This window comes from Sphingomonas oligophenolica, assembly GCF_006438955.1.
Taxonomy (GTDB): domain Bacteria; phylum Pseudomonadota; class Alphaproteobacteria; order Sphingomonadales; family Sphingomonadaceae; genus Sphingomonas; species Sphingomonas oligophenolica_A.
Genome location: NZ_RCZK01000002.1, coordinates 175,425 through 194,587, shown reverse-complemented (window position 1 = coordinate 194,587; position 19,163 = coordinate 175,425). Strand labels below are relative to the sequence as shown.

Annotated in this window: 19 protein-coding genes; 9 read left to right on the top strand and 10 right to left on the bottom strand. The window is 66.7% G+C overall.

Features of this window, described 5'->3' with window-relative positions; all coding sequences use genetic code 11:
• Nucleotides 1–76: 76 nt before the first annotated feature.
• Nucleotides 77–1,684 (top strand): phosphoenolpyruvate carboxykinase, encoded by a 1,608-nt coding sequence (locus EAH84_RS03685; protein WP_140867887.1) that lies wholly within the window; start codon nucleotides 77–79, stop codon nucleotides 1,682–1,684.
• Nucleotides 1,685–1,777: 93 nt separating this feature from the next.
• Here the strand turns inward: EAH84_RS03685 and EAH84_RS03680 are convergent, their stop codons facing one another.
• Both EAH84_RS03680 and EAH84_RS03675 read right to left on the bottom strand, forming a co-directional pair.
• Entirely contained in the window at nucleotides 1,778–2,239 is a 462-nt protein-coding gene (locus tag EAH84_RS03680; protein WP_140867882.1) for an NfeD family protein, read from the bottom strand.
• 7 nt (nucleotides 2,240–2,246) lie between these two features.
• Complete coding sequence (locus tag EAH84_RS03675; protein WP_140867879.1) at nucleotides 2,247–3,215, bottom strand: SPFH domain-containing protein; 969 nt, start codon at nucleotides 3,213–3,215, stop codon at nucleotides 2,247–2,249.
• A 154-nt stretch (nucleotides 3,216–3,369) separates the two neighbouring features.
• On the opposite strand from EAH84_RS03675, the gene guaB reads away from it, so the two are divergent.
• From guaB to EAH84_RS03650, 4 genes are all read left to right on the top strand, one after another.
• Entirely contained in the window at nucleotides 3,370–4,827 is a 1,458-nt protein-coding gene (gene guaB / locus EAH84_RS03670) for an IMP dehydrogenase (protein WP_140867876.1), read from the top strand.
• Between the two features lie 148 nt (nucleotides 4,828–4,975).
• Nucleotides 4,976–5,449, top strand: a complete 474-nt coding sequence (locus EAH84_RS03665; protein WP_140867873.1) for a hypothetical protein — start codon at nucleotides 4,976–4,978, stop codon at nucleotides 5,447–5,449.
• 398 nt (nucleotides 5,450–5,847) lie between these two features.
• Nucleotides 5,848–7,032 carry an RsmB/NOP family class I SAM-dependent RNA methyltransferase gene (locus EAH84_RS03655; RefSeq protein WP_140867867.1) on the top strand — a complete coding sequence of 395 codons (1,185 nt, stop codon included), beginning with the start codon at nucleotides 5,848–5,850 and terminating at the stop codon, nucleotides 7,030–7,032.
• A 35-nt stretch (nucleotides 7,033–7,067) separates the two neighbouring features.
• A complete protein-coding gene (locus EAH84_RS03650) occupies nucleotides 7,068–7,586 on the top strand; it encodes a tetratricopeptide repeat protein (protein ID WP_140867864.1) in 519 nt (172 codons plus the stop codon).
• Here the strand turns inward: EAH84_RS03650 and rsmA are convergent.
• From rsmA to EAH84_RS03630, 4 genes are all read right to left on the bottom strand, one after another.
• Nucleotides 7,564–8,415 (bottom strand): 16S rRNA (adenine(1518)-N(6)/adenine(1519)-N(6))-dimethyltransferase RsmA, encoded by an 852-nt coding sequence (gene rsmA, locus EAH84_RS03645; RefSeq protein WP_140867861.1) that lies wholly within the window; start codon nucleotides 8,413–8,415, stop codon nucleotides 7,564–7,566. The genes EAH84_RS03650 and rsmA overlap by 23 nt on opposite strands.
• Nucleotides 8,402–9,400 carry a 4-hydroxythreonine-4-phosphate dehydrogenase PdxA gene (gene pdxA, locus EAH84_RS03640; RefSeq protein ID WP_140867858.1) on the bottom strand — a complete coding sequence of 333 codons (999 nt, stop codon included), beginning with the start codon at nucleotides 9,398–9,400 and terminating at the stop codon, nucleotides 8,402–8,404. The genes rsmA and pdxA overlap by 14 nt, the downstream gene beginning before the upstream one ends.
• A gap of 10 nt (nucleotides 9,401–9,410) precedes the next feature.
• Nucleotides 9,411–10,757, bottom strand: a complete 1,347-nt coding sequence (locus EAH84_RS03635) for a peptidylprolyl isomerase (protein ID WP_338326027.1) — start codon at nucleotides 10,755–10,757, stop codon at nucleotides 9,411–9,413.
• A 100-nt stretch (nucleotides 10,758–10,857) separates the two neighbouring features.
• Nucleotides 10,858–13,095: an LPS-assembly protein LptD gene (locus EAH84_RS03630; RefSeq protein WP_140867852.1), complete on the bottom strand. Its 2,238-nt coding sequence runs from the start codon at nucleotides 13,093–13,095 to the stop codon at nucleotides 10,858–10,860.
• A 172-nt stretch (nucleotides 13,096–13,267) separates the two neighbouring features.
• Here EAH84_RS03630 and EAH84_RS03625 point away from each other — a divergent pair, with 172 nt between their 5' ends.
• The 4 genes from EAH84_RS03625 to EAH84_RS03610 all read left to right on the top strand — a co-directional run bounded on the left by EAH84_RS03625 (nucleotide 13,268) and on the right by EAH84_RS03610 (nucleotide 16,245).
• On the top strand, nucleotides 13,268–14,746 hold the full coding sequence (locus EAH84_RS03625) for a leucyl aminopeptidase (RefSeq protein ID WP_140867849.1): 1,479 nt from the start codon (nucleotides 13,268–13,270) through the stop codon (nucleotides 14,744–14,746).
• A gap of 38 nt (nucleotides 14,747–14,784) precedes the next feature.
• The gene (locus tag EAH84_RS03620) at nucleotides 14,785–15,225 is read left to right on the top strand and encodes a DNA polymerase III subunit chi (RefSeq protein ID WP_140868440.1); all 441 of its coding nucleotides are present in this window, start codon (nucleotides 14,785–14,787) and stop codon (nucleotides 15,223–15,225) included.
• Between the two features lie 74 nt (nucleotides 15,226–15,299).
• Nucleotides 15,300–15,722, top strand: coding sequence for a nucleoside-diphosphate kinase (gene ndk / locus EAH84_RS03615; protein ID WP_140868437.1), 423 nt, complete (start codon nucleotides 15,300–15,302; stop codon nucleotides 15,720–15,722).
• Nucleotides 15,723–15,726: 4 nt separating this feature from the next.
• Nucleotides 15,727–16,245 carry a GNAT family N-acetyltransferase gene (locus tag EAH84_RS03610; RefSeq protein ID WP_140867846.1) on the top strand — a complete coding sequence of 173 codons (519 nt, stop codon included), beginning with the start codon at nucleotides 15,727–15,729 and terminating at the stop codon, nucleotides 16,243–16,245.
• Between the two features lie 130 nt (nucleotides 16,246–16,375).
• On the opposite strand, the gene EAH84_RS03605 is transcribed toward EAH84_RS03610, so the two are convergent.
• The 4 genes from EAH84_RS03605 to purM all read right to left on the bottom strand — a co-directional run bounded on the left by EAH84_RS03605 (nucleotide 16,376) and on the right by purM (nucleotide 19,142).
• Complete coding sequence (locus EAH84_RS03605; RefSeq protein ID WP_140867843.1) at nucleotides 16,376–17,002, bottom strand: hypothetical protein; 627 nt, start codon at nucleotides 17,000–17,002, stop codon at nucleotides 16,376–16,378.
• Complete coding sequence (locus EAH84_RS03600) at nucleotides 16,999–17,376, bottom strand: MmcQ/YjbR family DNA-binding protein (protein ID WP_140867840.1); 378 nt, start codon at nucleotides 17,374–17,376, stop codon at nucleotides 16,999–17,001. Before EAH84_RS03600 ends, EAH84_RS03605 begins: the two co-directional genes overlap by 4 nt.
• Nucleotides 17,373–17,876, bottom strand: a complete 504-nt coding sequence (gene purN, locus EAH84_RS03595; protein WP_140868434.1) for a phosphoribosylglycinamide formyltransferase — start codon at nucleotides 17,874–17,876, stop codon at nucleotides 17,373–17,375. The genes EAH84_RS03600 and purN overlap by 4 nt, the downstream gene beginning before the upstream one ends.
• A gap of 162 nt (nucleotides 17,877–18,038) precedes the next feature.
• Nucleotides 18,039–19,142 (bottom strand): phosphoribosylformylglycinamidine cyclo-ligase, encoded by a 1,104-nt coding sequence (gene purM / locus EAH84_RS03590; RefSeq protein ID WP_140867837.1) that lies wholly within the window; start codon nucleotides 19,140–19,142, stop codon nucleotides 18,039–18,041.
• Nucleotides 19,143–19,163: the final 21 nt, after the last annotated feature.

The following is a 19,163-nucleotide window of genomic DNA, read 5'->3' as shown; positions in this document are numbered from 1 at the left end:
GCGGACGGGGGGGTGCGTATGGCGTCCGCATAGCGACGGCATCAGACCGTCACGCGATGTTGGGGAAAGGACCCTCGTGAACGACCGTATACCGGCCTCGGGCCTCGAGGCGCAGGGAATCGACACCCGCGCCGATCTGCACTGGAATCTGACGACCGCGCGACTCGTCGAAGTCGCGGTCGCCCGCCAGGAGGGCAAGCTCTCCGCCGACGGCCCGCTCGTCGTCGAAACCGGCCCGCACACCGGGCGCAGCGCACAGGACAAGTTCATCGTCCGCGATGCCGAGACCGAAAACACTGTGTGGTGGGGCAAATCGAACCACGCGATGACCCCCGATCATTTCGCGGCATTGAAGGCCGATTTCTACGCCGCGCTGCATGACCGCGAAGACCTGTATGTCCAGGACCTCTTCGGCGGATCGCAGCCCGAACATCGCGTCCGCGTCCGCGTCGTCAACGAACTCGCGTGGCATAATCTGTTCATCCGCACGATGCTGGTGCGGCCTGAGGAACACGAGCTGAAGGGCTTCGAGGCCGAATATACGATCATCGACTTGCCCAGCTTTCGCGCCGATCCCGCGCGCCACGGCACCCGCAGTGAGACCGTGATCGCGGTCAATTTCACCGAGAAGCTGATCCTGATCGGCGGCACGCGCTATGCCGGTGAAATGAAGAAGTCGGTGTTCGGCCTCCTCAACTATCTCCTTCCGCCGTCGGGCGTCATGCCGATGCATTGTTCGGCGAACATGGGGGCCGACGGCTCGACCGCGGTGTTCTTCGGCCTGTCGGGCACCGGCAAGACGACGCTCAGCGCCGACGCCAGCCGTACCTTGATCGGCGACGACGAACATGGCTGGTCCGACACCGCGGTCTTCAATTTCGAAGGCGGCTGCTACGCCAAGATGATCCGGCTGTCGGAAGATGCCGAGCCCGAGATTTTCGCGACCACCAAGCGCTTTGGCACGGTGCTCGAGAATGTCGTGATGGACAATCTCACCCGCCAGCTCGATCTTCACGACAACAGCCTCGCGGAAAACAGCCGCGGCGCCTATCCGCTCGATTTCATCCCGAACACCTCCGATGAGAATATGGGTGGCGTACCCCACAACATAGTGATGCTGACCGCGGATGCCTATGGCGTGCTCCCGCCGATCGCCAAGCTCACCCCCGACCAGGCGATGTATCATTTCCTGTCGGGCTATACCGCGCGCGTCGCGGGGACCGAGATCGGGGTGACCGAACCCGATGCCACTTTCTCGACCTGTTTCGGCGCGCCGTTCATGCCGCGGCATCCGTCGATCTATGGCAATCTGCTCAAGAGCCGCATCGCGAAGGGCGGGGTCGATTGCTGGCTGGTCAACACCGGCTGGACCGGGGGCAAATACGGCACCGGCACGCGGATGCCGATCAAGGCGACCCGCGCGCTCCTCAACGCCGCGCTTGACGGCAGCCTGAACGATGCTGAATTCCGCACCGACCCTAATTTCGGCTTCAAGGTGCCGGTTGCGGTCGATGGCGTCGACCCCGCGATCCTCGATCCGCGTCAGACCTGGGCCGACAAGGCGGCCTATGATGCGACCGCGGCGCGGCTCGTCGACCTGTTCGTCGCGAACTTCGCGCAATTCGAGACGCATGTCGACGAGGGCGTCCGCCAGGCAGCGCCCAAGGTCGCCGAAGCGGCCTGACGCCGGGCGGTCTAACCCTCCGTTCGCCCTGAGCCTGTCGAAGGGCGGTCGCGCCGTGCTTCGACAGGCTCAGCACGAACGGAGGCAAGGGGATCAGGCAGGCGCGTCTTCTACCGCGTCCACCACCACGACCCCGTCGACCACCGAGGTCACCCGCACGCTTTCGCCCACGAGCGCGTCGGGCCCGTGCGCGGGCCATGAACCGTCGCCGATCCGCACCCGCCCTTCGCCATGGTCGATCGCGGTTTCCACGGTCACGATTTGGCCGATCAGCCGCGCGCTGCGGTTGTTGAGCAGCGCATCGCTCGTCTCCAGCGGATAGTCACGGTACCAGCGCTTGCCGATCAGCACCGTCACCGTGCTCCAAATCGCGAACGACGCGATCTGAACAGGGGCGGTGAGATCGGGCAGCGCCAGCACCGCGATCCCCGTGATCGCCGCCGCGATCGCGAGGAAGATCGCGAACACTCCCGGGATCAGGATTTCCGCGATACCCAGCACCAGCGCGGCGATCAGCCACGCCCCCGCCGCGCCCCCAACCCAATCCAGTGACACCGGCGCGCTACTCCTTCTTGGACAGCTCGAACGGCCCGCGCCGCGGCTCGGTCGCGGACGTGGCACCGACCTCGCCCATCGCCTCCTTGGCGAGCTGGCCGATCCCGCCGAGCGTCCCGATCAGCTGGGTCGCCTCGACCGGGAACAGGATGGTCTTGGCATTGGGGCTCGTCGCGAACTTGCCGACCGCCTCGACATATTTCTGCGCGATGAAATAGTTGATCGCCTGCGTGCCGCCCGACTTGATCGCCTCGGATACCGAACGCGTCGCCGACGCTTCCGCCTCGGCCTGTCGCTCGCGCGCCTCGGCGTCGCGGAACGCCGACTCCTTGCGGCCCTCCGCCTCAAGAATCCGTGCCTGCTTCTGCCCCTCGGCGCGCAGGATCTCCGACTGGCGCGATCCTTCGGCATCGAGGATGTTGGCGCGCTTCTCGCGTTCGGCCTTCATCTGGCGGCCCATCGCGTTGACGATGTCGGCGGGGGGGCGGATATCCTTGATCTCGACGCGGGTGATCTTGACCCCCCATGGCGTCGTCGCCTGATCGACCACTGTCAACAACCGCGCGTTGATCTCGTCGCGCTTCGACAAGGTCTCGTCGAGGTCCATCGACCCCATCACGGTGCGCAGGTTGGTCGTGGTGAGCTGAAGCAGCGCGGTGTACAGGTCGCTCACCTCATACGCCGCCTTGGGCGCGTCGAGCACCTGGAAGAACACGACCCCGTCGGTCGAGATCATCGCATTGTCCTTGGTGATGATCTCCTGGCCGGGAATATCGATCACCTGTTCCATCATGTTCACCTTGCGGCCAACACGATAGAAGAACGCGGGATAGAAATTGAACCCCGGTGCCGCGGTGGTGGTGTAGCGGCCGAAATGTTCGATCGTATATTGATAACCCTGACGGACGATCTTGATACTGGTCATCAGGTAGAAGAGCACCAGGACAAGCGCCAGCGCGGCGACAATCAAAACCATCGAACACTCCTGTTGCAGTTGCCGCCAATCTAGCACTTTCCGGGGCCCCGAGAAGCGAAATGCGACACGGTCGCCTGCCGCGCCCCCTAGCATCCGCCCCCCCATGCGGTTACATGGCCCGCCACTTGCCCTCCTGCAGGAAGCGCACCCGCCTGTGAATATCCGCCTCGGCCTGACCTTCGACGACGTCCTCCTGGTCCCGGGCGAATCCGACATCGTGCCGAGCATGGCGGATACCGCCACGCGGATCAGCCGCGACATCGCGCTCACCATCCCGATCGTGTCGTCGGCGATGGATACCGTGACCGAGGCCGACATGGCGATCGTCATGGCGCAATTGGGCGGGATTGGCGTGCTCCACCGCAATCTCGAGATCGAGCAGCAGTGCGACGCGGTGCGCCAGGTCAAGCGCTTCGAAAGCGGGATGGTCGTCAACCCGATCACGATCGCGCCGACCGCGACGCTGGCCGACGCGCAGGCGTTGATGACGCGCCACCGGATCAGCGGCATCCCCGTCGTCGAGGCCGACGGCACGCTGGTCGGCATCCTGACCAACCGCGACGTCCGCTTCGCCGCCAACCCGCGCCAGCCCGTCAGCGAACTCATGACGCACGAGAATCTCGTCACCGTCGGCGTCGGCGTCGGCCAGGACGAGGCGAAGCGGCTGCTCCACGCGCGCCGGATCGAAAAGCTGCTCGTCGTCGACCAGGCGTATCGCTGCGTCGGGCTTGTCACGGTCAAGGACATCGAAAAGGCGGTGACCTATCCCAACGCGACCAAGGATGCCGCGGGGCGGCTGCGCGTCGCCGCCGCGACCACGGTCGGCGACAAGGGCTTCGAACGCACCGAAATGCTGGTCGACGCCGAATGCGATCTGATCGTGATCGACACCGCGCACGGCCACAACCGCGACGTCGCGCGCGCGGTCGAACGCGTCAAGCGGCTGAGCAATGCGGTCCAGGTGATCGCGGGCAACGTCGCCACCGCAGAGGCGACAAAGGCGCTGATCGGCGCGGGGGCGGACGGCGTGAAGGTCGGGATCGGACCCGGATCGATCTGTACCACCCGCGTCGTCGCGGGCGTCGGCGTGCCGCAGCTGACCGCGGTGATGGACTGCGCGGAGGAAGCCGCGAAGGCCAACGTCCCCGTCATCGCCGACGGCGGCCTGCGCACCTCGGGCGATCTCGCCAAGGCGCTCGCGGCGGGCGCGTCGAGCTGCATGGTCGGCTCGCTGCTCGCGGGCACCGAGGAAGCCCCCGGCGAAACATTCCTGTATCAGGGCCGCGCGTACAAATCCTACCGCGGGATGGGCAGCGTCGGCGCGATGGGCCGCGGCTCGGCGGATCGCTATTTCCAGGGCGACATCAAGGACCAGATGAAGCTCGTCCCCGAAGGCATCGAAGGCCAGGTCGCCTTCAAAGGCCCCGCGCGCGACGTGATCCACCAGCTCGTCGGCGGCATCAAGGCCGCGATGGGCTATACCGGATCAGCGACGATCCCCGATCTGCAGGCGCGCGCGCAGTTCGTCCAGATCACCGGCGCGGGGCTGACCGAGAGCCATGTCCACGACGTGACGATCACGCGGGAAGCGCCGAATTATCCGACGCGGTGAGGGGGATGGGGTGAGCTGTGCGCCCTCATCTCGGTCATAACGGTGACCCTGCTGATTTCCTGAAAGCGGACATCATCACTCGAGGGGATCGGAACGGCGGTGATGATGCCTCATGGAATAGTTGGTCGGATCCGAGTAAGCTCCACTCGTGGCCTTCTCTAACCCTCAAGTGTACATGGAGGAACTGGCGGGGCCGCTCTGCCGTCGCCTTGAGGCGGAGCCGACCGCCTACGACCTCGCCATTTCATCCTGCATCATTCTGTACCACTTCGCGGATGTGGTGGCCCACGTGCGGGGCCTTACAGCGCATGAGGTCGCGGAGGAGATCGCGGCGAAGGTCCCAGACTTCCACACGATTCGGGCCATTGCCAACGCAGGCAAGCACGTCGAGCTGACCCGCCATCCGAAGTCCGAACTAGTGGGACTTCGTGCTGAGCACTTGGTCAGGGGGAAGGGGGCAGCGTTCAGCGACGGGTCTTATTTCGAAGGAAATGTCACTTGGTCAGACATGCCTGAGGCCGTGGTAGTGGAAACGCCGGAAGGTCGGCTGCATGATGTGCCACACCTGTGCGCACGCGTCTTCAAAGCCCTTTGCTCTGACACCGAGCTTTTCCAAGTCTGATGCGCGAATCCGCCATTCCAGCAATAGTCTGACCTGCGGCCATTGGTTGCTCGACTCCGCGCACTGGGCAACGACACCGCTGAGCAATCGGTCGCGGGGCTTCGTCTGGTTCTTCTCGTTCCTTGCCTGGTACGAGGATGTGAAGCGCCAAGGCCAGAACGTCATACTGCTGCTGGACGAACCTGGTCTGTCGCTTCACGGTCGGGCTCAGGCCGACTTGCTGCGCACGCAGGGCCGCGAACAGATGGCAGTCATACCTGTCCTACAGTCGCCATTTGCGCCATAGGCTACCGGATGTCCGTACACACGCCCGCTGCGCGCCTTTCCACCACGCCACCCCCACTCGGTTGGTCGCATTTTCCGCGCTTACGCCCCGTTACCTTCGTTACCTTTGCCGCATGACACCCCCCGCCAGAACCCAGGCCGCGATCGAGTTGCTCGACGCCATCATCGCTGCCGCGCGTGAAGGCGGGGCGGCGGCGGATACGCTGATCGCGCGTTATTTCGCAGGCCGGCGCTATGCCGGGTCGAAGGACCGGCGCGCGGTGCGCGAACTCGTCTATGCCGCGATCCGCGCCGCGGGGGAGCCACCCAAGAGCGGGCGCGCGGCGATGCTGCTGGTCGCGGATCGTGATCCCGCGATCGCCGCGACCTTCGATGGCGGCACCCACGCGCCCGCGCCGATCACGAACGACGAACCGCGCGGCAACCGCGGGGTCGCGCCGTCGTGGCTCGCGGGGCTGCTCGTCGCGTCGGGGGTGGCGCGCGACGCGCTGCCCGCGCTGGTCGAGCGCGCCCCGCTCGATTGCCGGATCAACACGCTGATCGCGTCGCGCGATGACGTGCTCGCCGCGCTGCCCGAGGCGCAGCCGACCCCACACGCGCCCGACGGCATCCGCCTGCCATCGGGCACCAACGTCGACCAGCTCCCGCTCTTTCAGGGCGGCGCGATCGAGGTGCAGGACGAAGGCTCGCAGCTTGTGGGCCTCGCGATCGCTGCGCAGCCCGGCCAGCGCATCGTCGATCTGTGCGCGGGGGCAGGGGGCAAGACCCTCGCGATCGCCGCCGCGATGAAGAACGACGGCAAGATATTGGCCTGCGACACCGATCGGATGCGGCTCCAGCGGCTCGCGCCGCGCGCCGAACGCGCGGGCGCGGCGATCATCGAATCGCGGCTGCTCGATCCGGGCGAGGAGGCGACGATGCTTGCCGACTGGCGCGGCACCGCCGATAGCGTGCTGGTCGATGCGCCGTGTTCGGGCACCGGTACGTGGCGGCGCAATCCGGAGGCGCGGTGGCGGCTCAACCAGGCGCGGCTCGATCGGCTCCAGGCGACGCAGGCGCATATCCTCGACCTCGCCGCCGCGCTTGTGAAGCCCGGCGGGAGAATCGTCTACATCGTCTGTTCGCTGCTCGATGCCGAGGGCGCGGATCGGGTCACCGCGTTCCTGAAAAAACACCGCAAATGGCATGCCGAGCCGTTGTCGTTGCCCGCGGGCAGCGTGCGCGGGGAGGGGCTGCGCCTCGATCCTGCCGCCGATGGCACCGACGGATTTTTTGTCGCTAGGCTGCGTGCGCCGTGATAGATCGTCGCCCCGTGCCCTTGCTGGAGACGCTTATGCGTTTATCGTCCGTCGCCATCGCGTCCGCGCTGGCCATCGTCTGCGTGACGACCTCGCTCAGCGGGCAGAAGCCCGACGACCAGATCGCGCCGCAGTCGCTGCAACTGCTCGCCGAGGGCAAGGCGGCGCGCACCGCGGGCAATCTCGATCGCGCGACCGACCTGATCGAGACCGCGCTCGCGGTCGATCCGCGCAACCGCGCCGCGTTCGTGACGCTGGCCGAGGTCGCCGATGCGCGTGACCTGCCCGGCAAGGCGATCCGGTTGTATCGGGAGGCACTGCTGCTCGAACCCAATGACGTCGTCGCGCTGCGCGAACAGGGCGCGGCGATGGTGCAAAAGGGCGCGGTCACCGCGGCGCGCGAAAATCTCGCGAAGATCAAGGCGCTGTGCAAATCGGCGTGTCCCGCGTCGACCGAGCTCGCCGCGGTGATTGCCAAGGGGCCGCCGATCACGACCGCGCAGGCGGATACCAAGCCCGCCTCGCCGACCGCTATCCCGACGACCCAGGAATAGCACGCGCGATCCCGACGAATTCGGCGACCGACAGCGTCTCGGCGCGGCGGGTCGGGTCGATCCCGAGCGTGTCCAGTGCGGCGAGCGCACCCGGCATCGACTTCAGGCTCTGGCGCAGCATCTTGCGGCGCTGGCCGAACGCCGCGGCGGTGACGCGCTCGAGCACCGTGACCTCGACCCCCGCGGGCGGGTCAATCGCGGTGATGTGGACCACCGCCGACATCACCTTGGGCGGTGGGGTGAAGGCCGACCGGTGGACCGGCATCGCGATCCGCGCCACGCTGCGCCACTGGCTGAGCACCGCGAGCCGCCCGTAATGATCGGTCCCCGGCGCGGCGACGATCCGCTCGGCGACCTCCTTCTGGAACATCAGTGTCAGCGACGCCCACCACGGCGGCCACGCGGTCGTCAGCCAGCCGACCAGCAGTGCGGTGCCGATATTATACGGCAGGTTGGCGACGATGTGCGGCTTGGTCGCGAACAGCGCAGGCGCGTCGATCGCCAGCGCATCGCCCTCGATCACCGTCAGGTGGCCGGGATAGGCATCGGCCAGTTCGGCGAGCGCGGGAATGCAGCGCCGATCGCGCTCGATCGCGGTGACCCGCGCCCCCGCCGCGAGCAGCGCGCGGGTCAGCCCGCCGGGACCGGGGCCGATTTCGAGCACCTCAGCGTCCTTCAGATCCCCAGGGATCGCTGCGATGCGGCCGAGCAACTGGCCGTCGAACAGGAAATTCTGCCCCAGCGCCTTGCTGGCGGCCAGGCCGTAGCGCGCGATGACTTCGCGCAGCGGCGGTAGCGCGGGCGTTCCGGAGGGGTCAGCAGCAGGCATCGCGCGCGCGCTGTTCGGCGGCGGCGGCGGCCATCAGCACCGCCGCGATCATCGCGCCGGGCTCTGCCTTATCCTGGCCTGCGATCCCGAACGCGGTGCCGTGGTCGGGCGAGGTGCGCACGATCGGCAGCCCGAGCGTGATGTTGACCCCCTCGTCGAAATACAGCGTCTTGAGCGGTACCAGCGCCTGATCGTGATAGCAGCACAGCGCTGCATCGTACCGCGCCCGCGCGCGCGGGTGGAACAGCGTGTCGGCGGCGAACGGCCCGTCGGCGTCGATCCCGTCGCGGCGCAGCTGCTCGATCGCGGGGATCAGGATGTCGATCTCCTCGCGCCCCAGCGCGCCGCCTTCGCCCGCATGCGGGTTCAGCCCCGCGAACACGATCCGCGGGTTCGCGATCCCGAAATTGCGCAGCAGCCCGCGCGCGGTCGCACGACCCTTGGCGACGACGAGGTCGATCGACAGCGCGGATGGCACCGCCGCGAGCGCGATGTGGGTCGTGATCGGCACCACCCGCAACCCCGGCCCGGCGAGCATCATCACCGCATTCTCGCCCGCGATCCCGCACCGCTCGGCGACGAATTCGGTCTGGCCGGGATAGGTGAACCCGATCCCGTAGAGCTGCGCCTTCGATACTGGCCCGGTCACCAGCGCGCGCGCGGCGCCCGATCGCGCCAGCCCCGCAGCGAGTTCGAGCGAATGGAGCGCGCACCGCGCGCCCTCGGTATCGGGATGGCCGGGAACGATCGATCCGCCGTCCTCGACGCTCATCACCGGCAGCGCGTCGCTGAAGGTGGCGTGGGCGTGCGCCGGATCGTCGATCAGGCGGGTTGGGCCATCCCATACCCGCCGGATCGCGCGCTCGTCACCGACCGCAAAGAACGCCGGGATCGCAGAGGCGGTGCGCGCTGCCCAGGCCTTGGCGATGATCTCCGGCCCGATTCCCGCTGGATCCCCCATCGAGATCGCAATCGGCGCCGTCATCGCGCGATCCTCAGCGATACTCGATGACGGCGTCGCGCCGCAGATCGCGCAGCTTGCCCTGCGCGCGCAGGTTCACCCGCTGCTGTTCGAGCTGGTCTTTGATCTGGTCGGGGCGGGGCGCTTCGCCGCCGCGCGGATCGTCGCGCCCGCACAACACCAGCGCGCGAACGCCTTCCGCGGCGGACCCGAACGGCGGCGTCGCCTGGCCGACCTGCATCTTGAGCAGAATTTCCTGGAGCGGCGGCGGCAGGTCGCGGATCCTGACGGTGTCGTTATCGACGACTTCGGCGTTGATCGTCGCGGCGATCTTTCCGACGCTGCCGCAGCCTTGGATCGTCTGCACGGTCTTGGCGAACTCCGCCGCGCGCGCCGACGCATCGGCTTGCGACGTGCCGGCAGGAAAGCGAATCGTCAGCTGCTTAAGGTTGAGCTTCGCGTCGCGGGCATCGGCGGTCAGCACCTGCCGTTTGTCGGTCAGGTACAGGATCGAAAAGCCGCCCGCGGTTTCGACCGGGCCGACGACTTGCCCGACCTGCATCTGCTGTGCGGCGTCCGCCAGTTGCTGGGGCAGCGTCGCCAGCCTGACCCAGCCAAGGTCACCGCCGACCGACTTGGTCGATGCATCCGAAAATTGCCGCGCGAGTGCTTCGAACGGCTGCTGCCCCTTTTGCAGCTCCTGGATGATCTGGCGCGCGGCGTCGAATTTTGGCTGGCGGTTGGTATCGTTGGCGGCGAGATAGAGTTCGTGGAGGTTGTACTCCTCGGTGCCCTTGGCCTGCTGCAACCGGTCGATGATCGCGTTGACCTCTTCGTCACCGACGTTGACGAACGGATTAACCCGCTTGCGCAGATACCGCTGCCAGGCGAGTTCGCCCTCGATCTGGCGCTTGAGCGATCGATCCGACGATCCACTCGCGCGCAGGTACTTGGCCATTTCGGGAACCGTGCGATTGAATTTGCGCGCCACGCCCGCATAGCTTTGCGTAATCTCGTCGGGGGTGATCGTGATGTCAGCGGCCTTGGCCTCCTGGATCTCAAGCGTCTCATCGATCAGCTGGCGCAGCACCTGGATTTTCAGACGCTGGCGTTCTTCGTCGGTGATGTCGGGGACATTGTTGGCGACCGCGATGAGCGCGACCCGCTGGTCGACATCGGTGCCGGTGATCACGGTACCGTTGACGATCGCGGTCGGCTTGCGGACATTGGGGTCGAACTTGCCGAATATCTGCAGGTTCTGCGGAATGTCGAGGTTGGTGGCAGGGGCATCGGCCTGGTCGGGAACGGTTTGCGCGATCCCGCTGGTCCCCAACGTCGCCAGTGCGGCGCAAGCCAGAATGCGGCCGAGGCCGTTTACCACTCGAATTCGATTCTTCACGATGTTCCGTCACCTCTAACGCGTCGGCGCGCGTACCATGCGGCCTGCCGCAGCCGATGCCCCACCCAAACTGAACGCGGGCTTAGCGACCCAAATTGGTCAAGGCCAGCGTCAACAGGAAGCTGCTGCCCTTACGCGCATCGCCGTTGGTCTGGTAATCCTTGCGCCAGGTAAGCCCCAGCCGGATGCAATCATCCTCATATTGCACCCCCAGCCGATGACGAACCGGGTCGAACCCGTTGGCTTGCGACAGCGGATCCTCATTGCGATCGGTCAGGTCGACCACCGCCGAGCCGAACACCGACCAGAAGCGCTTGAACTGGATGCGGCCCGCGACGCGCGCCTCCTCGCGATCCTGCAGATCCTCGATCGCGGGGAAGATGTTGCGGTTGAGCCGGAGGTAGCCGATCAGCGCATAGGTGCGGCGCGACCCGATCGTCGCATCGATTTCATTGCGGCGGATCGCAAAGCCATCCTTGTCGAGCCGATAACGATGCGTCAGCGATACGAAATCGCGTACCCGCAATTCGGTCCGCCCGACGAAATCGGAGAAGCGATCGCTCAAGCCGGTCCCGTCCGGCAGGATCGTCGGCCGGGTCGACAGGCGATAGCTTTGGCCGAGCACGGTATCGAGGCTGACGCCGGGGAAATCCAGCGCCCATTCGACGCCATAGGTCGCGCGGCTCGAATCCTCAAATCGGTCGTAGCCGGGGAAACGGTTGAGCGCGAAGAGGTTCGAATCCTCAAGGTCGACCGCGCGCGAATCCTCGTTGGGGACCGCGAGATTGGCAATCTTGGGCGACGCGACCAGCTGCACGCGCGGGGTCAGCCGCTGCGATCCTCCTAGAAAATCCCCTACGAACGGCCATTTGACGTCGGCCGCCAGCGCGCCGATCGCGCGGGTCTGGAAGCCCTCGGTCCCGCGATAGCTCGCGACTGGAGTCGCGAGCGTATCCTGGGTGTTGTAGGCATCGCCGCGCGCATAGGCGGTGAACGTCACCTCCTGCCCCCATCGCGTCAGCTTGCGCAGATCCCAGCGCGCGCTGGCGAAGGCCCGCTGGGTATCCTGTCCCGCGCTTCGCGACAGCGCGAGCGAGTTCGCCTGGAGCTGCACCACGCCGCCCAGCACGTCGCCGATCCGGCGGCGATAGTCGATCTCGGGCAGCGCGATCGGCTGGAATCCCTGGCTATCGTTCGCGCGCAGCGTCTGGATGTACCAGCCGGTCACCGCGAAATAGCTGTCGCGATCGATATGTTGCAGGCTGACGGTGCTGCGCAACCGGTCGTCGCGCGAAATATCGTAGCGGCGCAGGAACGTCTTGTCCGATGCCAGCCGCACCGATTCGGACAGGCTCCACGTCGGGCTGAACTGATAGCGCCCGACGCTGTCGATATAGCCGCGGAACGCCTGTTCGGTGGACAAGGGGGTCGCCGACGTCAGGTCGTCGCTGCGCCGACTGCGCGTGCCATAGCCGGTGACCCGAAACGCGCCATGCTGGGTCAACATCGAATATTCGGCCTGCACCATCGGCAGCACGCTCGAAAACAGATGTGGCGTGACGACCAGCCCACGGTTGGGCGCGAGCCGGAAATAATAGGGGGTCGCGACCTCCAGCCCGTTAACCCGGGTGTAGCGGATGTCGGGACTGAGCAGCCCACTCTCCGACCCGCCGCCGACCGGGTGCGAAAACGTCGGCAGCGGAAGTGCGGGCAGCCCGAACAGATGGAATTGCCCGCCATGATAATAGACGCGCTTGCGCTCGGGGCGATAGGTGATCCGCACCGCAGTGATCTTCCACGACGGGTCCTTGGGGCATCCCTCAGGGTTAGTAACCGAACACGGCGTATAGGCGGCGTCGCGCAGTTCGACCGTGCCATCCGCGTCGCGCAGCCCTTCGCGCGCCGCCAGCCGCCCGCCTTGTTCGAGGACGACGAGCATGTTCTCGACCATGCCGTCCTTCAGCGAATCGGTCAGGTCGATCGAATCGCCATAGGCAATGTCGCCCTGAGGGTTGGAGACCGCGATATTGCCGGTCGCGACGACCCGGCCGGTCTTGCGGTTCCAGACCACCTGATCCGCGCGCAGCCGGTTGCCAGTGCGGAACATCCGGACATCGCCCAGCGCGGTAACGACATCGGTGTTGGTGTCGTATTCCAGGCTGCCGGCGCTGAACTTGACCTGGTTTTCGTCGACTGGCGCACCCGCGGACGGCGCGGGGGGCGGGGCGACCGGGCGTGACTGGAGATCCTGCGCGAGCGCCGGCGTTGCGAACAGCGCCAGCGAGAGGCCGCACCCGGCGATGAGGTCGATACGCAACACGATCTTTCGCACTCACCTCGGCTGGCCCCCGGCGTCGTCCCGAACGACCCGGTGGCCCGCCTATCGCATTGTGCACGCGTCGCCGCAATCGCCTGGCTTTGCGCCTCGTCGCGAGGTGGCCTAGAGCGACTGCGTCATCACCATATAGACCCATCCTTGAGGTAACCGCTCCATGAAGATCGACTTCGTCGCCACCGTTCCTGCCGCTCCCGCGATTCTCGCCTTGCCCGTCGGGCAGGGGCCGGGAAACGGCGCGCGCTGGCCGGGGCTGGAGGGCGATGCAGCGGCGCTGGCGACCGTCGCGGCGGGTGCAGCGCGGTTTGAGGGCGAGGCGGGATCGACGCTCGATCTGTTCGTCCCGCGCGACGGCAAGACCGCGCGCGTGATCCTGGTCGGCATCGGCGCGGCGTCGGATGCGGATTGGGAAAAGGCGGGCGGCGCGCTGACCGCGAAGCTGCTGACCTCTGGCGCGACCGAGGTGGTCGTCGATCTCGGCGCGATCGGCGATGCGCCCACCCCGACGGCGGCGGCGCGCTTCGCGGGCGCGGCGGCGCAGCGCGGGTGGCGGTACGACCGGTTCCGGACCAAATTGGCTGACAAGCAGAAGCCGACGCTGGCCACGATCACGATCGCGCGCGCGCCCGCCGACACCGATGCCGCCTGGGCACGGCAGGACGCGGCGACGCAAGGAATGGACCTAACCCGCACACTGGTGTCGGCCCCCGCGAACATTCTCTATCCCGAGAGTTTCGTTGAGTGGGTCAGCAAATCGGTCGAAGGATTGGGGCTCGAGATCACAGTGCTCGACGAAGCGCAGATGGGCGAGCTTGGCATGGGGGCGCTTCTCGGCGTCAGCATGGGATCGGCGAAAGAGGCGCGGCTGCTCGCGCTCAAATGGAACGGCGCGGGCGAGGGCGACCCCGCGCTCGCGCTGGTCGGCAAGGGCGTCACTTTCGACACCGGCGGCATCTCGATTAAGGGCGCCGCGGGCATGGAAGACATGAAGTGGGACATGGGCGGCGCGGGCGCGGTCGCGGGCGCGATGAAGGCGATCGCGACGCGCAACGCGAAGGCCAATGTCATCGGCGTGATGGGCCTCGTCGAGAACATGCCCGACGGCAACGCCATCCGTCCGGGTGACGTGCTCACATCGATGTCGGGGCAGACCATCGAGGTGCTCAACACCGATGCCGAGGGTCGGCTGGTCCTGTGCGACGCAGTCGCCTGGGTTCAGAAGACCCACCGGCCCAAGACGATCGTCGATCTCGCGACGCTGACCGGCGCGATGATCGTGGCGCTGGGGCATGAAAATGGTGGGCTGTTCGCGAACGACGATGCGCTGGCCGATCAGTTGCTCGCGGCGGGGCTCGCAACTGGCGACACCCTGTGGCGCTTCCCGCTTTCGGACGCGTACAACAAGCTGATCGATTCGCCGATCGCGGACATGAAGAACGTAGGGCCGCGCGGCGCGGGATCGATCACCGCCGCGCAGTTCATCCAGCGCTTCGTCGAAGACGGCGTAAAATGGGCGCATCTCGACATCGCGGCGATGGTCTGGTCGGACAAGGCCACCGCCACCCACGACAAGGGCGCGACCGGTTATGGCGTCCGCCTGCTCGATCGCTTCATCGCGGACAATTTCGAGAAGTGATCGGACCTCCCCCTCGCGGGGGAGGAACTGGAGTGACCATGCAGGTCGATTTCTACCACCTGACCGCCACCCCGCTCGCCCGCGCGCTGCCGCGGATCGCGGCGCGTGTGGTGGCGGAGGGTGGTCGCCTGTTGATCGTCACTGGCAATGACGATCAGCGCGCCGAGCTCGATCGGCTGCTCTGGACCTACGCGCCCGACAGCTTTCTGCCGCACGCCGAATGCGGGACGGGGGACGATGCCGCGCAACCGGTTCTGCTTGCGCCCGACGCCGCCGCCGCCAACGGCGCGCGCTTCGTCGTGATCGTCGATGGCGAGTGGCGCGACGCCGCGCTCGGCTTCGACCGCGCCTTCCACTTCTTCGACGATGAGCGCATCCGCGAGGCACGACTGGCGTGGAAGGGCCTGGCCGACCACGCCGAGGTCGAACGGCGCTATTGGAAGCAGAACGACATGGGACGCTGGGAACAGGCGGCGTAGTTGCATTGCGATGCCCCCGCGCCTAGGTGCGCGCCACTTATTCATCCGTTTCATGCAGGGAGCCCGTGACCATCATGGCCGCGAACCGTACCTTTTCGATCATCAAGCCCGATGCCACCCGCCGCAACCTGACCGGCGCGGTCACCAAGATGCTGGAAGATGCGGGGCTGCGCGTCGTCGCCTCGAAGCGCATCCACATGACCCGCGACCAGGCCGAGGGTTTCTATGCGGTCCACAAGGAGCGCCCGTTCTTCGGCGAGCTGGTGTCGTTCATGATCTCCGGCCCGGTCGTCGTGCAGGTGCTCGAGGGCGACAACGCGATGCAACGCAACCGCGACATCATGGGCGCGACCAACCCTGCCAACGCCGAGCCGGGCACGATCCGCAAGGAAATCGCCGAATCGATCGAGGCCAATTCGGTTCACGGGTCGGACTCGGACGAGAACGCCGCGATCGAGATCGCGTATTTCTTCAAGCCCGAAGAAATTGTCGGCTGATCCGATGACGTGGCAGGTGCGGCGCGCGTCCCCGGCGGACGCCGCTGCGCTGTCGCTGATCGCGGGGGCGAGCTTCCTCGAAACCTTCGCGGGCCTGCTCGACGGTGCCGATATCGTCGCGCATTGCGCGGCGCACAGCAGCCCCGCCGTGTTCGCGACGTGGCTCGCCGACCCGCAGAGCGCGGTGCGTATTGCCGAACACGCCGTCGGCTGCGCACCGGTCGGCTATGCGGTGCTGACCGCGCCCGACCTACCGATCGCAACGAGCGCGCGCGATATCGAGCTAAAGCGCATCTATACGCTGAGCCGCACCCAAGGCACTGGCCTGGGTGCAGCGTTGATGCACGCGGCCCTCGACGATGCGCGTGCGCTGGGGCGAACCCGTGTGCTGCTCGGCGTCTATGGCGGCAATGCGCGCGCGCATCGTTTCTATGAGAAGCAGGGCTTTGCCATTGTCGGTACGCGGCAGTTCCTGGTCGGCAAGACGCTCCACGACGACCGCATCTACGCGAGGGCGGCGTGAGGGCGTCGTTCGTCGCTGGAGCGTGACGACATCAGATTCACCAAATCCCGAACCGTTCGCGCTGAGCTTGTCGAAGAGCGTTGGGTCTCACTGTGCTTCGACAAGCTCAGCACGAACGGGGCTAAAGACCCTATCGCGCTTCAGGCTTGAGCCGCGCCCACGCCGCATCGAGCGCCGCCTGCGATCCGCCGCGCCGGCGCAGCTTCATTCCCTCGATGCCGAGCGAGCGACCGCCGAACAGATGGCCTTTGGTCCGCCACACCACGTCGTAGATCGCGCTGGTGGTGCGCGCGTCGTCGCCGACGAAATACCGTACCGTGACCAGCACCGGCAGCCGCCCTGTCTTGTCGTCCGCGCCGCTATCGGTCAGCTTGAGCAGCGGCTGGTCGAACCAGCGCGCCTCGATCGCGGGTTCGCCCGCGGGATGCTGGATCGCGATTCCCAGCGCCTGGGGAAACGCGATCGTCGCCTCGGACAGATCGTGGTGCGCGTCGTTCAACAGCAATTCCTTGCCGTCGTGCTTCACCGTGCCGACCAGTTCGACCCGTGCCTTCTCCTGCGCGGCGCTCGATTGCTCGACCGATCGCTCGGCGGCGGAATCGCGGCGTTCGGCCCAGTTCGAATAGAGGTTGAGCCCCGCGATCCCGACGCCGGTCACCGCGACGATCTCCGCCAGCGTCAGCCAGCGCCGCCGCGACCGCGCGCGATCGGCCTTCTCCTCGGTCGGCGGGTCGGGAATATCGACGTCGCCGTTCATCGTCCGCCCGCCTCGAGCAGGCGGCGTGGCGCAACGAGTTCCCAGCTGATCGCGATCCGATCGCCGACCCGGTCCCAATCCACGTCGTCGCGGTCGAGCCGCATCGCCACCCAACCCGATGGCCCCATATAGGGCGGGCTGTAATAGCAATCGGGGTCCATCTCGATCAGCATCGCCTGTTCGTCGGAACCGGTCGTCTTGACGATCACGATCGTCTCGCCGTCGTCATGATGATTGTGCCAGAAATAGGCGAAGAACTTGCCCTTGGTGATGAAGAAGCCGGGTGAGCCGTGCGACAGTCGTTCGTCGGAATCGGGCATCGCCAGCGCCAGCGCGCGAACCTTGGCAAGGACGGTGTCGGGATCGGGGCTCATCGGCTGAGAAACTCCTTCAGGATGCGCGGGTAGAGCGCATGTTCGGCGACGAGCACGCGCGACGCCAGCGTTTCGGGCGTGTCGCCGGGGACGATTGGTACTTCGGTCTGGCCAAGTACTGCGCCGCCGTCGAGTTCCTCGGTGACGACATGCACCGAACACCCCGCCTGCGCGTCGCCCGCCGCGATCGCGCGCGCGTGGGTGTCGAGCCCCTTGTACTGCGGCAGCAGCGACGGGTGGATGTTGACGATCTTTCCGCGCCATCGCGCCACGAATGCGTCTGAGAGCAGCCGCATGTATCCCGCGAGCGCGATTATCTCGACGCCCGCATTGCGGAGTGCCTCATCAATGGCGGTTTCATACGTAACCTTGCCGATCCCCTTGGGGCTGAGCGCGAAGGTTGAAATGCCACGATCGCGCGCCCAACTGACCCCCGGCGCGTCGGGCCTATCCGACGCGACCAGCGCAACGTCGAGCCCGCTCTCGACCAATGCCATCATGTTCGAGCCGCGACCCGAGATGAGGATGCCGACGCGAGTCAAAGCCGCCGCCTCTTCCTTTCGTCACCCCGGACTTGGTCCGGGGCCCATCGTGCCGCAGGAGCCGCGGACGGTTGGTGTGCGGCGCCATGGACCCCGGACCAAGTCCGGGGTGACGGAGCGCTATTGAACATGCGTTGCGGTCCAGTCCCTGCGCGCGCTCCAGGTTTCGTTCGACCCGCGCACCGTACAACCTCGCTCCCCGGCCTCGACCGCGCCGATCCGGAACACCGCCTCGCCCGCCGCCGTGAGCGCCGCGGTGACGCCGTCAACCGCGTCCGGCGCAACCGCGACAACCATCCCGATCCCGCAGTTGAAGGTCCGCGCCATCTCTTCGGGCTCGATCCCTCCCTGTGCCTGGAGGAACGCCATCAGCGCGGGCTGTGGCCAACGATCGGCGTCGACCACCGCGTGCATGCCGTCGGGCAGCACGCGCGGAATATTTTCGAGCAAGCCCCCCCCGGTGATGTGCGCCAGTCCCTTGATCCGACCTTCGCGCACCAGCGGCAACAGGCTCGCGACGTAGATCCGCGTCGGGGCCATCAGGATATCGATCAGCAACCGGTCCTGGTCGAACAGCGCGGGGCGATCGAGCTTCCAGCGCTTGTCCGCCGCCAGTCGCCGGACCAGCGAGAATCCGTTCGAATGCACCCCCGACGACGCCAGCCCGAGCAGCACGTCGTCCGGTGCGATGTCGCGGCCGGTCAGCAACGCGGCGCGCTCGACCGCGCCGACGCAGAACCCCGCCAGGTCGTAATCGCCCGCCGCGTACATCCCGGGCATCTCGGCGGTCTCGCCCCCGATCAGCGCGCAGCCTGCCTGGCGGCAGCCTTCCGCGATCGACGCGATGACCTGCTCCGCGATCGCGGGGTCGAGCTTGGCGGTGGCGTAGTAATCGAGGAAGAACAGCGGTTCGGCACCCTGGACGATCAGGTCGTTCGCACACATCGCGACCAGGTCGACGCCGACGCCCTCGTGCCGGTCCCATTCGATCGCGAGTTTCAGCTTCGTGCCGACCCCGTCGTTCGCCGCGACCAACAAGGGGTCGACGAACCCCGCCGCCTTCAGGTCGAACACCCCGCCGAAGCCACCGAGGTCGGCTGATGCGCCCGCGCGGCGGGTCGATTTGGCGAGCGGCCCGATCGCGCGGACCAGCGCGTTGCCCGCGGCGATCGAGACGCCGGCATCGGCATAGGTGTAGGGTGCGTCGGGCTGGTCGTCGGTCATATCATGCGCTGCTAGCCACAT

What these genes read in the sequence shown, in the direction of transcription:
- rsmA (WP_140867861.1), bottom strand. Translation starts at nt 8,415, where the DNA reads ATGCCTGCTGCTGACCCCTCCGGAACGCCCGCGCTACCGCCGCTGCGC.
- EAH84_RS03650 (WP_140867864.1), top strand. Translation starts at nt 7,068, where the DNA reads ATGCGTTTATCGTCCGTCGCCATCGCGTCCGCGCTGGCCATCGTCTGC.
- EAH84_RS03600 (WP_140867840.1), bottom strand. Translation starts at nt 17,376, where the DNA reads ATGAGCCCCGATCCCGACACCGTCCTTGCCAAGGTTCGCGCGCTGGCG.
- EAH84_RS03610 (WP_140867846.1), top strand. Translation starts at nt 15,727, where the DNA reads ATGACGTGGCAGGTGCGGCGCGCGTCCCCGGCGGACGCCGCTGCGCTG.
- EAH84_RS03620 (WP_140868440.1), top strand. Translation starts at nt 14,785, where the DNA reads ATGCAGGTCGATTTCTACCACCTGACCGCCACCCCGCTCGCCCGCGCG.
- purN (WP_140868434.1), bottom strand. Translation starts at nt 17,876, where the DNA reads ATGATGGCATTGGTCGAGAGCGGGCTCGACGTTGCGCTGGTCGCGTCG.
- EAH84_RS03675 (WP_140867879.1), bottom strand. Translation starts at nt 3,215, where the DNA reads ATGGTTTTGATTGTCGCCGCGCTGGCGCTTGTCCTGGTGCTCTTCTAC.
- EAH84_RS03605 (WP_140867843.1), bottom strand. Translation starts at nt 17,002, where the DNA reads ATGAACGGCGACGTCGATATTCCCGACCCGCCGACCGAGGAGAAGGCC.
- EAH84_RS03655 (WP_140867867.1), top strand. Translation starts at nt 5,848, where the DNA reads ATGACACCCCCCGCCAGAACCCAGGCCGCGATCGAGTTGCTCGACGCC.
- ndk (WP_140868437.1), top strand. Translation starts at nt 15,300, where the DNA reads ATGGCCGCGAACCGTACCTTTTCGATCATCAAGCCCGATGCCACCCGC.
- EAH84_RS03625 (WP_140867849.1), top strand. Translation starts at nt 13,268, where the DNA reads ATGAAGATCGACTTCGTCGCCACCGTTCCTGCCGCTCCCGCGATTCTC.
- purM (WP_140867837.1), bottom strand. Translation starts at nt 19,142, where the DNA reads ATGACCGACGACCAGCCCGACGCACCCTACACCTATGCCGATGCCGGC.
- pdxA (WP_140867858.1), bottom strand. Translation starts at nt 9,400, where the DNA reads ATGACGGCGCCGATTGCGATCTCGATGGGGGATCCAGCGGGAATCGGG.